The following is a 12,706-nucleotide window of genomic DNA, read 5'->3' as shown; positions in this document are numbered from 1 at the left end:
GAAAGGAGCACCGCAGCCATGGACCCCGAAAAATACACGGATCGGGCGAAGGGTTTCCTCCAGTCGGCACAGACGCTGGCGGTGAGCCGCGGCCATCAGCGCCTGACGCCGGAGCACCTGCTCAAGGTGTTGCTGGAGGATTCGGAAGGGCTTTGCGCGAACCTCATCCGCGCGGCCGGAGGCGACCCGACGGCAGCGCTTTCAGCCGTCGACGCCGCGCTCGACAAGCTGCCACGCGTCGAAGGGTCCGGCGCCGGGCAGGTCTACATGGCGCCGGAGCTGGCGCGCGTCTTCGAGGCCGCCGAGCAGCTGGCGCAGAAGGCGGGCGACAGCTTCGTCACCGTGGAGCGGCTGCTGCTGGCGCTGGCCGCCGCGGCGGGCACGCCGGCCGCGAAGGCGCTGGCCTCGGCGGGGGTCAACGCCCAGGGCCTCAACAAGGCCATCGAGGACATCCGCAAGGGCCGCACCGCCGATACGGCGTCGGCCGAGGACGGGTACGACGCGCTGAAGAAGTACACGCGCGACCTCACGGCCGTGGCGCGCGACGGCAAGCTTGACCCCGTCATCGGCCGCGACGAGGAGATCCGCCGCACGATCCAGGTTCTCGCGCGCCGCACCAAGAACAACCCCGTGCTGATCGGCGAGCCCGGCGTCGGCAAGACCGCCATCGTCGAAGGCCTGGCGCAGCGCATCGTCAAGGGCGATGTGCCTGAAAGCCTGAAGGACAAGAAGCTGCTGTCGCTCGACCTCGGTTCGCTGCTGGCCGGGGCAAAGTACCGCGGCGAATTCGAGGAGCGGCTGAAGGCGGTCCTGTCGGAAGTCACATCGGGCCGGGAAGGGGCCATCCTCTTCATCGACGAACTGCACACGCTGGTCGGTGCCGGAAAGACGGAGGGGGCGATGGACGCCTCCAACATGCTGAAGCCGGCGCTTGCCCGCGGCGAACTGCACTGCGTCGGCGCCACCACGCTGGAGGAGTACCGCAAGCACATCGAGAAGGACGCCGCCCTGGCACGGCGCTTCCAGCCCGTCTTCGTCGGGGAACCCTCGGTGGAGGACACCATCTCCATCCTGCGCGGCATCAAGGAGAAATACGAGGTTCACCACGGCGTGCGCATCACGGACAGCGCCATCGTCGCCGCGGCGACGCTGTCGCATCGCTACATCACCGACCGCTTCCTCCCCGACAAGGCCATCGACCTGATGGACGAAGCGGCCTCGCGGCTTCGCATGGCGGTCGATTCCAAGCCCGAGGAGATCGACGAGCTCGATCGCCGCATCGTGCAGATGAAGATCGAGCGCGAAGCGCTCAAGAAGGAGAGCGATCCGGCCTCGCGGGAGCGCCTGCAGAGGCTGGAGAAGGAGCTCAGCGAACTCGAGCAGAAATCCGCCGAACTCACGGCGACGTGGCGGGCCGAGAAGGAGAAGCTCGCCGGCGCGCGGACGCTGAAGGAGCGGCTCGACCAAGCCCGCATCGAACTGGAGCAGGCGCAACGGCGCGGCGACTGGACCCGCGCGGGCGAACTCGCCTACGGCATCGTCCCCGATCTCGAAAGGCAGCTGAAGGAAGCCGAGGCTCAAGGCGACCAGCGGATGCTCGAGGAGGCGGTCACCGCCGAGCACATCGCCGCCGTCGTGTCCCGCTGGACCGGGATCCCGGTCGACAAGATGCTGGAGGGCGAGCGCGAGAAGCTGCTGCACATGGAGGACGCGCTGAGGCAGCGTGTCATAGGCCAGGACGAAGCCATCGTCGCGGTCTCGAACGCGGTGCGCCGCGCCCGCGCCGGCCTTCAGGATCCGAACCGGCCGATGGGGTCCTTCCTGTTCCTCGGGCCCACCGGCGTTGGCAAGACCGAACTGACCAAGGCACTGGCCGAATTCCTGTTCGACGACGAGCACGCGATGGTGCGCATCGACATGTCGGAGTTCATGGAGAAGCACTCCGTGGCCCGCCTGATCGGCGCACCTCCGGGCTACGTCGGCTATGAGGAGGGCGGCAGCCTGACCGAGGCGGTGCGGCGCCGGCCCTATCAGGTGATCCTGTTCGACGAGGTGGAGAAGGCGCACCCGGATGTCTTCAACGTGCTGCTCCAGGTGCTCGACGACGGGCGCCTGACCGATGGGCAGGGCCGCACGGTCGACTTCCGCAACACGCTGATCGTGATGACCTCCAACCTCGGCAGCGAGTATCTGGCGACCTTGGGGGAGGACCAGGACGTCGACACGGTGCGCGCCGAGGTGATGGAGGCGGTGCGGGCGGCGTTCCGGCCCGAGTTCCTGAACCGGCTCGACGAGATCCTGATCCTCCGCCGCCTCTCGCGCGAGGATATGGGCGGCATCGTCGACATCCAGCTCCGGCGGCTGCAACACCTGCTCGACGACCGCAAGCTCGTGCTGGAGGTGGACGACGCGGCGAAACGCTGGCTGGCCGACGCCGGCTACGACCCGGTGTACGGTGCCCGGCCCCTGAAGCGGGTGATTCAGCGCGAGCTGCAGAACCCGTTCGCGGAGATGATCCTGCGCGGCAAAGTCCGCGACGGCGATACGGTCCGGGTCACCGCCACGGAACTGGGGCTGTTCATCGAGCCGCCGCAGCATGGCGATGGGGCGACCGAACAGCCGTCTCGAAACGCTGCGGAGTGACAGGATGTACGCCCGGATGACGCGGTTCCGTTTGAAGCTGGGAACCAGGGACGAATGGTTCCGGCTGCGGGACGGGATGGAGGCCGATATTCATGGCCTGAAGGGTCTGAAGCACTGGTTCGCCCTTCAGGGGGACGACGACGAGGTCGTGGTCGTCGCCATCCATGACCCGGGGTGGAGCGCCGAGGCGGCCATGCCCGATGCCCTGAAGCTTTGGCAACGGATCGCGCACCTCATGAGCGACCTGATCGTCATCGCGTACGACGAGGAGTCCAAGGCGGAGGATGTCCGTTCGACGCTTCTGCGCTTGCAGAAGGAGTACCTGGTCGATCTGGAAGACGCGGTTGTCGTGACGAAGACCGAGGACGGCAAGGTCCGGCTGAACCAGCCCTACAACATCGTGCCGGCATCCATCGCCTCCGGAAGCCTGTGGGGCCTGCTGGTCGGCATGCTGTTCCTGAACCCGCTGCTCGGGGTTGCCGCCGGCGCGGCCAGCGGCGCGTTGGCGGGCGCGCTCACCGACATCGGTATCGATGATGGCTTCATGCGCGAACTCGGCGAAGCCTTCGAACCCGGCACCTCGGCGCTGTTCATCCTCGTCCGCGAGGCGAGGCTGGGCAAGGTCCTGCCCGAGATCAGCCGCTACGGCGGCAAGGTTCTGCGCACCTCCCTGCCCAAGGAGCAGGAAGTGAAGATCCAGGCCGCGCTCATGGGCGAGGCGCGGAACCAAGCCACGCGGCAAGCCGCCTGAAGGCCGCCGGCCGTATTGCCCAATGTCCACACAAACTCGGGAGAGCAACAATGAAATCGTTCCGGAGCATTCTGGTGGCAGCGGGGCTCGGCGCTGCAGTTCTGGCCGTCCAACCCCCCTGGCCGGCGCTGTCGCAGGCCGTCACGTTGGTCGTCGTCGATGTGAAGGCCGCGGCGGCGGGCTACCGCGCGAGCAAGCTGACGGGCACGTCCGTCGTGAACGACAAGAACGAGAAGATCGGCTCACTCGACGACATCATCATCGGACGGGACAAGGTGCTCTTCGCGGTGCTCGAGGTCGGCGGCTTCCTCGGCATCGGCGCCCACATGGTGGCCGTCCCGTTCAACGACCTGCAGTTGGACGAAACCGGTAAGAAGATCACACTGCCGGGAGCGTCGAAGGATGAACTCAAGAAGCTGCCGGAATTCAAGTACGTCGGTTGATACACACGACCGGAGGTGAAAGCCAGCGAAGGGCGTGGCGAAGCCCGAACGTTTCCTTCGCAACGCCGCGAGATCGGACGTCGATAAAAAAACTCTCAAGCGCTTCACGCACGTCCCGCTGTGCTCCAGATCCCCTTTTTTTCGACGCGCCCGCCGCCTTCGCGTGCGCTCGGATACTCGTGCCGTCCGGGAAGGTCATGCCGAGCGCGACGCCGCGCCGCTGGGCCAGATCGAGCACGCGCTCCCACACGCCCAGCCGAGCCCAGCGGATGAAGGTCTGCGCCGCCATCCACCACGGCCCCAACTCCGACGGGATGGAGCCCCACTTGGCTCCGTTCGTATGCCGCCAGAGGATTGCCGTAACGGTGCGGCGCAGATGCTGGGGTGGTGTCTTGCCGCGCGGGCGGCCGGCTTCGATCAGCGGATGCAGAATCGCCCATTCCGCGTCCGTCAGAACCTCGTTTCCGCACTCAACGGCCATCCCGAACAGATAGGTAAAGACATCAAGCGCGAGCAGACCCTAAGATGGGTTCGATTCCCCAGGCCGCTCCATTGCGCCTTCATCTGCGCAAACTGCTTCACGCTGCCTTGTATGGTGTGCGTCAGAGGCTTGGGTCGATGACCGCAAAGCGGAGGTCCGGTGCCATAGCGTCCAGGACGAGGATGCTGTCTCCGCCTCCGAGATCGACATGCACGCTTCCCCCCAACTCGATGACGTGCTCCGCCCGCCAAGCCGCCGTACCGATGTTCCGCTCGAATCCCTTCAGAATGATGACGTCCAGCAGCGGGTCGAAGGCGGTCAGCACATCAGCGCCGCTGCCTGGGGCGAAGAAGAACTGGTCGCTCTCGCCGTCCCGCTCGGCAAGCAACACATCATCGCCGATGCCGCCATCCACGATGTCGCGCCCAGCCCCCGGAACGAGGACATCCCGCCCGGACATGCCATAAAGGCGATCGGCGCCTTCCGCCCCGTCGATGAAGTCTGCGCCGGCGCCGCCGTTCAACCGATCGTCCCCGGCACCGGCCAAGATGTGGTCGTCACCACCCAATCCATGAATCCGGTCCGCACCATCTCCGCCCAGCAACGTGTCGTTGCCTTCAGATCCTCGGTGGATACCGTCCGGTGCTGCGATGACACCGAGCAGCTTGGCCGTGTGGTCCCAATAGTCGTTTCCTATTCCAGGGGGAAGCTCCGCGAGCACGATGGTGCCGTCCGTCGTGCCGTCGGACAGGAAGAACCGATCGGTCTTGGCGGCGTAATCACGATCGAACCCCAGCATGTGGCCATCAAGATCTCCGAGGAGCTTGTCGCCGAAGGCTCCCCCCGATGTGTCCTGCACCTTGCGTGTGCCTTCGGGCGTGCCATCGGTCACCCACAGAGCAGCGGGATCGGCTCCGCTCTGGTCCGTCAAAAAGAAGGCGCGGTCACCGGCAATCTCAATGTCCTGGTACATCCAATCATTCTGATGAAGCTCGGCGGTCCCCCCAGCTGTGCCATCGCTCGCCAGAAGGCGTTGCGAGCCCGACCAATAGCTTTCGTCCAAGAAGAGAAGGCGATCTCCAACATCGCCGGGCAGTCCCGTATCGAGCCATCCGAGCGGGTTGGCGAGTTCCTGGCTCGGCAGGAAGCTCACCTTGCCAGTGGCCTCCTCCAAAATGCCAATCAGGGAGGCAGAACCTTGTTCCACCCGGTAGGTATCCATGTCGGTTGTGAACACCACATGGCCGTTGCGCACGCCGGCGATCCGCTCAAGGTCCCAACCCTGCATGGTCAGGTCGCCAAGGTAGCGCGTGCCCTCGGACGTACCATCAGTGACCCAGAAGGTTGAATGACGGACGGCGGTAGGCCACTCCATGCTCCCGGTCCAGTCGATCACATTCGTGACTGACACCACAAGCCCATCAGGCGAGGGGGAATAGCGGACGGCCCCGCTGTCGGGGATGAGGTTCGCAAAGGCCGTCGCGGTGCCGTTGGCATTGACGAAGGTGAGCTTGGAAGGCCAGGACGCCGCCCCCTCGTGAAAGGCCACCCCTGCGTCATTCATGCTGACCAGCGTGATGCCATAGGACCAGGAGGGCAGCGGCTCCATCTCATGGAAGAGGAGAGTTCCGGCGGCGGTCCCGTCGGAACTCCAGATCCCATCCTGAGTGTCACCGTCTGCGTGCAGGTAGATCCGGCCGTGTGCAGCCGTCAACGCCGATGGGGAGGACCCTTGTGTTCCCGGCATGAGGTCGGCGGCCATCCGCGTTCCCGCCGCGGTTCCGTCGCTCACCCACAGCTCACGGCCGTGAATCCCATCGTCCGCAGTGAAGAACAGCCGGTCGCCGACCACTGTCAGGTCGTCCGGGGCGCCGGATGCGGCGCCGGCCGCAGCATCGAACATCCGGGTCCCGTTGCTGGTGCCATCCGTGACCCAGAGTTCGCGTCCGTGCAGGCCGTCGTCGGCGGTGAAGAATATCTTACCGCCGGCGACGACAGCATCCTGGGGGGCGCTTCCCTCCTCGCCAGGTCTGATGTCGGCAACAAGGCGCGTTCCCGACGGCGTGCCGTCGGTGACCCAGAGTTCAGCACCCGTGTTTTGCATTGTGGCTGTGAAAACAGCGATCTTCGTAAGTGACATGCCCCCTCCAATCGGATGAAGCATTGATCAAAAGATTGCGTGTCGCAGAATGACAATTTTGGGCTGAAGGCGGACCAAACATAGCTGGACTATTTCAATCACATATTCTTAGCAGTTCCGCAATATATTTGGACCGTATAGCGCTTTCATCCCGTTGACAACGCGGAGGAATGTAATAGTGTAAGGCTGTTCAGGTCGTTCCTTTCGCCAGCTTTAAATGGCGGATCCAGGCATCGCCGAACTGTATCCGTTCAACAAGCAATCTTCTGATGTCGAACAATGACCCCTCGGCATGGTCTGGACCGTGGCACGGAGCCGTTCACGCTTCAGCGTCAGGTTCACGGCGTCGGAGGAATCCACCACCCACTCATCAGGGTCGGCGTCCGGGCCGTGCTGCTGGGTGACGTAGAGGTGTTTCCATGCCGGTTCCTCGTTTTGAGTGGACCAGCGGCGCCGGCTGAGTGCCATGGCGCGGCAGCGGGTGGGGTGCTGGGTACTCTGTGGGAGTACCTGAATAGGAACTTCAGATGGTTTTGGCTTCGGGCGGTAATAAGCGGGCTCCCTGTCAAGGAGCCCGCTTGAACCGTTGTTGACTTAAGCGGCCTTTGGCAGAGTGTTGTCGTCGATCAGGTAGACCGCGTCCTCTGTGATCACCGCCGTCTCTTCAACCCTGGACTCGCCTTGGGCATCAAACATGGCCATTGCCGCGGTGAGGCCGTGCAAGGCATTTTCAAGGCTCGGCAACTCCGGAACATCGTCGTTCGCAGCAATGACCGGGGTCTCTTCCTCGGCACCGGACTTTGCGTAGAGCGTCACATCGCCGATCAGCCCTTCGCGGCCGTCCACGGTTTCGAAGCGGGTAACGGCATTGATGACATTGCCCGCCACAACCTCCGCCCGCACTTCGCCGGCCAAACCGATGCGTGCGATCCCGACCTCTTCCAAGGTGCGGAACTCGCCATCGTCGGTTACGCCGTCCTGATTGCGGTCCTGCCAGACGCCGAAATCCTTCCAATGGGCATCGTTGGCATCGAACCAGCCGTCCTTGTTGCCGTCGAAGGCGTGGGCGAGCGCCTCAAGGTCGGTCATGCCGGCTTCGCCGTGAGTGGCCAGCACCACCTCGGCCTGCTCCGTGATCTTACGGTCACCGCCCAGATCGTACACGATGAGACCATCATCCGCGGCCGCCCAGCCGGTGCGGTCGGCGATCCCGTCGCCGGACATATCGAAACGGACCGTGCTCTCGAAGACGTCGGTCAGTTCCAATCCGTCGCCGTCAAGGTCGATGACCAGCGGTGGCCAGCCCTGCGAGCCATCGAAATAGGCCACGGCGTCATCGAACTGCAGACGCTCGGTTTCCCACACCCAGTCGCCGCCGTTGCGGCCCGTGGCGTCGATGATCGCGCCATGGCCGTAAGAGACGTAATGGATGTAATGGTTGTTGCGGCTGCCGGCGAAGTAAGCGGTGTCGTAGCCGCCGCCGCCGTTGATGCCGTCGTTGCCTTCCTCGCCGACCAGCCAGTCGCCGCCTTCGCCGCCCAGCAGGTTGTCGTCGCCCCAACCGCCGTGGATGGCGTCGTTGCCGTCCTCGCCGAACAGGGCGTCGTTGTGGCCGCCGCCGCTCATCCAGTCGTCGCCCCAGCCGCCAACCAGCGTGTCGTACCCGTCGTCGCCGATCAGCATGTCGTTGTGGCCGCCGCCGTGCAGGTAGTCCTCGTTGGCACCGCCGAACAGCGTGTCGTAGCCATCTTCGCCATAGAGCACATCGTTATGGTTTCCGCCGACCAGATAGTCCTCGTTGGCGCCGCCGTACAACGTGTCGTGACCGTCTTCACCGATGAGCGTGTCGTTGTGGTTGCCGCCGTACAAGGCGTCCTCACCCCAGCCACCAACCATATAATCGTGGCCGTCCTCGCCATGCAGCACGTCGTTGTGGCCGCCGCCGTGCAGATAGTCCTCGCCCCAGCCGCCGACCAGCGTGTCGTATCCGTCGTCACCGACCAGGGTGTCGTTGTGGCCGCCGCCGTGCAGGTAGTCCTCGTTGGCGCCGCCGATCAGCGTATCGTAGCCGTCTTCGCCGTGCAGCACGTCGTTGTTGTTGCCGCCGACCAGATAGTCTTCGTTGGCCCCGCCAACCAACAAGTCGTGGCCATCATCGCCGATGAGCGTGTCGTTATTGTTGCCGCCGTGCAGGTAGTCGTCGCCCCAGCCGCCGACCATGTAATCATGACCATCGTCACCGATCAGCGTATCGTTGTGGCCACCGCCTTCCATGTAATCGTTGCCCCAGCCACCAACCAACGTGTCGGAGCCGTCCTTGCCCAGCAGCGCGTCGTTGCCGCCGGATCCGACCAGATAGTTGCCCTGCCAGTCGCCGTGGATCTCATCGTTGTGTTCTGAGCCAAGGACATTTTCGATCGAATAGAACTTGTCACCGACGGCCTCACCGAGCCAGCCGTAGTTGCCTTCCAGCGTCATGGCGATGCCGGTGGTGGCCCACATGTAGGCCGCCCAATCACTGCCCTCGCCGCCCTCCAAATGATCGGCGCCCAGGCCGCCGTTCAGGGAGTCGCTCCCGGTGTCGCCATAGAGGCTGTCGTCGCTGCCGTAGCCGTGCAGCCAGTCGTTGCCCCAGGAGCCATACAGCCAGTTGGTGACGTCATTGCCGTGCAGGTGGTCATCATAGGTCGATCCGTGCACACCCTCGATGTTGTGGAGTTGGTCGCCTTGGGCCGAGCCGCCGCTGGCCGCACCGTTCCGCAGATCCACAGTGATGCCGGTCAAGGAGTCGACATAGTTCGCGACATCGAAGCCGTCACCACCATCCAGGATATCCGCGCCGCCACGGCCGAACAGCCAGTCGTCGCCGCCCTGGCCGTGCAGCCAGTTGTTGTTGTTGTCGCCCCGCAGGTCGTCGTTGTGCTGCGAGCCCTGCACGCCTTCGATGTTGATCAGGCGGTCGCCCTCGCCCTCGGCGCTCCAGGCCACGCCATCGGCCAAGTCGACGCCGACCGCTCCCCAGGACCCGTTGTAATTGACGTTGTCCCAGCCCGCTCCACCGTCCAGCCAGTCGGCTCCCGCACCGCCGGTCAGCCAATCGGAACCATTGTTACCGAACAATGTGTCGTTCCCATTCTGGCCATGCAGGTGGTCGTCGCCCTCTTCACCGGATAGCGTGTCATTGCCGTCGTTGCCGAACAGTGTGTCGTTGTGGTTGCCGCCGAACAGGTTGTCGTCGCCCGCACCGCCGTCCAGAAGATCGTAGCCATCCTCCCCGTACAGCACGTCGTTGTGATTGCCTCCGAAAAGGGTGTCCTCACCCCAGCCGCCAACCAGGGTGTCGTTGCCGTCCTCGCCGCTTAGAATGTCGTGGTGGCCGCCGCCAAATAGAGTGTCGTCGCCGGTGCCGCCGACCAGTGTGTCGAAGCCGTCGTCGCCGACAAGGGAGTCATTGTCGGCACCACCGGCCAGATAGTCCTGGTCACTGCCACCCATCATCGTGTCGTTGCCGTCATCGCCGATGAGCGCATCGTTGCCATTGCCGCCTTCAAGCCGGTCACTTCCGGCACCGCCAATCAGGCTATCGTTGCCATTGCCGCCATGAAGGTAGTCATTTCCACCCAGCCCGGACAGCGTATCGTTGCCATCCTGTCCCGCTAGCCCATTGGTACCATTGTCACCGACGATGAAGTCACCGTATGCGGAACCAACCACATTTTCGATGGAGATGTAACGATCGCCCTTTGCGTCGCCGGCTGTGCCGTAACCGGTTTGCAAGTTGACCGAGACTCCGGACCCCGCACTTTCATAGGACACCTGATCGGTACCGGTCCCACCATTCAGCACGTCCTGACCGGCTCCCCCAAAGAGCCAGTCGTCGCCTTCACCGCCGGACAGTGTGTCGTTGCCGGCCTCGCCGTGCATCGTGTCATTGCCATTGCCCCCGATAAGGATGTCGTTACCGGCGCCGGCAACGAGGTCGTCATTGCCGTCGGCGCCGTCGAGTCGGTCATTGCCGCCGCCGCCATACAGCAGGCTGTCGTCGATATCGCCCACCAACCGCACGGGGGCCGGCGGCGGCCAAGTACCCAGTGGCTCGTCAAGCTGCAACTGGTCGGCGCGGGCAAGGGTCAGACCCCAGCCCATGGCGAAGCTGCTGTCTGGGACGGCCATAATCGCCGCTTCGATCTCGCTCTGGTGGCTAAGATAAAGCTTGTAATCGGCGGCGACAGCAAGATCGGAGTACAACTCCGCCAGGGTGGTCGCCGAGGTGTTGCTGATCATCTTCAGGACGGTTTGATCGAACCCGGCAGTGTTGGCCTCGCGAAGAGAGCGCAGCACGCCGTCCGTGATCGCCTCGTCCGGGGTGGCAAAGAACGACGAGCCGCGGTAGTCGCCTTCCCGGTCATTGTAGTACCAGCCCCTCAAGTAACCGTAGGCGCCGCCAGCCCCAGCGTGCCCACCAGAGACTCTCAGCACGTCATTGAGCACAGCCGCCGCGGTGTCACCGATGGCGCGGGCGATCGAGACGTCCCCGTTGTTGTCGGCCGCTGCCGAGGTGACGATGTAATGGCCGGAGGCGTCGTTGCCCAGAAATGCCTGGGCGTTCGGCCCGACGGACGGGTTGCCGATCAGGTTGCCAATGGCGGTGCCGAAGACGGTGCCGATGAAAGTCCCAACGCCTGGAATAGGGATCGGGAGAAAACTACCGATGATGCCACCTATTGTGCCTCCAATGGAGCCCCCTTCCGTCTGCGCTTGCACCAGAGAGCGGGCGAGGAACGATCCGGCGAAACTGCCTAGCGCACCAGCCAGCCCGTCGAACGAAAAATTACCATCAACATCAGTGAACATATTCTCAATGTTGTCGATAGGATTTCCTGTTATCTTTCCGCCTGCATCAATAATCTCAAGATTAACTAACGCAGCGTTTACTGATGGACTAATAAAGGCATAATCAAGGGTGGTGGATATCATGCCTCCAGAAAATTCATCAAGCCCAACACCGTCCAGGAGTTGACCGACCATCAGAGATCCCACAGCAGCCAAGCTATTGCCAGCGAGATTTGCCCCCAGGTGGTTGGAAAACCCACCAAATGCCTCGTTGGCCATCTCCGCAAAGCTGTTCTGAGAGTTTGTGTTGTTTAATGCCCACCCAATCTCCTGTCCGAAGGTTTGAATTATTGAACTGAGAGCGAGTGCCTTTACATCGTCACCGTCAGCAATGATGGTTCCGATAGCTCTTCCCAAAGATGAACCAAATGCTTCCCAAGGCTTATGAAGCGCTTCTTCGATCTCTCGACGATACTGCGCTTCAGCCTTACCCTCTGCCGAGATGATCAAGTCTCCGGCCGCACCACCGACAACGAAGCCATCATTGATCACATCATTATTAAGATTGGCGACATGGATTCCCTTGTATTCTCCAGAATCCCCCACAAGCCATTCGGACGAAACATTTGGAGAGTTATCGTTCTCGTGCCGAGGGTGGCTGGTACGTTCAAGGCGTATTTGTCTTTCTGAATTCAGATCTTTAACTAAAGGAAAATTGGGGTGAAGATAGATTCTTCCTTCAGTAATTTCATGGTACCATTGTCCGGCTTGATTATCATAAGTGTATCCGTTCACGAAATTAGGATTGCTATAGTCCTCTATATCAAACATTGACTTAGAGTATGAAACGCCAACATCTACAAGCCATTTTGCGGGAACCTTCAATCCATATAAATCTATTGTGGTGCCGAAAGTGTTTACGACACGATCAGCTCCAATGTTGTTATCGTCTAGCATTTTATGATAGACTTGTTCAGCTAGCGTATCGCCGCCAACTTCTCTAGCCTTTACTACCAGAGTTTTTATGGTCCACGCATAACCGCTGAGGCCAATTCTTGAAAGGGAAGTGTCATGCACATATTCTACATCAGAGATAGGTAGATTTAAAGCAAGATCTGGCCTGTTGTTTGCCATGTACTGTGTTCTTATAGCTAAGTCATTACGAATTAAATCAACTCCAAAGTTCTCCATTGCTTTTGAGTCAAGAGAAACGCCATGATCGGCAGCGTAATCCCTCATATAATGATTTGCTACGGCTCCCGGTTGGTTATCGTTACGCACAACCCCTAGGGCCAGCTTCCCATATCCATCATTACCGGCTCGTGTTGCTAAATAATTGAAATAGTTTATCCGCGCTCCATCATTGGCGTACTTTGTTAATATCTCGATGTCAGTGAGTGTAAGTCCAGTCATTT

The 12,706-nt window shown here is 61.9% G+C and carries 5 protein-coding genes and 1 pseudogene; 3 read left to right on the top strand and 3 right to left on the bottom strand.

Annotation, left to right across the window (positions count from 1 at the left end):
- Positions 1-18: 18 nt before the first annotated feature.
- Genes clpB through ACFPMG_RS15605 form a run of 3 tightly spaced genes read left to right on the top strand, consistent with a single transcriptional unit; the run spans position 19 to position 3,837 of the window.
- On the top strand, positions 19-2,643 hold the full coding sequence (gene clpB / locus ACFPMG_RS15615) for an ATP-dependent chaperone ClpB (RefSeq protein ID WP_376996021.1): 2,625 nt from the start codon (positions 19-21) through the stop codon (positions 2,641-2,643).
- A gap of 16 nt (positions 2,644-2,659) precedes the next feature.
- The gene (locus ACFPMG_RS15610; RefSeq protein ID WP_376996020.1) at positions 2,660-3,394 is read left to right on the top strand and encodes a DUF1269 domain-containing protein; all 735 of its coding nucleotides are present in this window, start codon (positions 2,660-2,662) and stop codon (positions 3,392-3,394) included.
- A 50-nt stretch (positions 3,395-3,444) separates the two neighbouring features.
- Complete coding sequence (locus tag ACFPMG_RS15605; protein ID WP_376996019.1) at positions 3,445-3,837, top strand: PRC-barrel domain-containing protein; 393 nt, start codon at positions 3,445-3,447, stop codon at positions 3,835-3,837.
- Positions 3,838-3,934: 97 nt separating this feature from the next.
- On the opposite strand, the pseudogene ACFPMG_RS15600 reads toward ACFPMG_RS15605, so the two are convergent.
- The 3 genes and pseudogenes from ACFPMG_RS15600 to ACFPMG_RS15590 all read right to left on the bottom strand — a co-directional run.
- Positions 3,935-4,318: pseudogene (locus ACFPMG_RS15600) on the bottom strand (transposase); the annotation flags it as partial.
- A 121-nt stretch (positions 4,319-4,439) separates the two neighbouring features.
- The gene (locus ACFPMG_RS15595; protein WP_376996017.1) at positions 4,440-6,458 is read right to left on the bottom strand and encodes an ELWxxDGT repeat protein; all 2,019 of its coding nucleotides are present in this window, start codon (positions 6,456-6,458) and stop codon (positions 4,440-4,442) included.
- A 594-nt stretch (positions 6,459-7,052) separates the two neighbouring features.
- On the bottom strand, positions 7,053-12,704 hold the full coding sequence (locus ACFPMG_RS15590; RefSeq protein WP_376996016.1) for a calcium-binding protein: 5,652 nt from the start codon (positions 12,702-12,704) through the stop codon (positions 7,053-7,055).
- Positions 12,705-12,706: the final 2 nt, after the last annotated feature.

It is taken from the genome of Azospirillum himalayense, from assembly GCF_042657465.1.
Taxonomy (GTDB): Bacteria; Pseudomonadota; Alphaproteobacteria; order Azospirillales; family Azospirillaceae; genus Azospirillum; species Azospirillum himalayense.
Note: the sequence above shows the minus strand (reverse complement) of the source record. Positions and strands in the feature narration are given on the sequence as shown.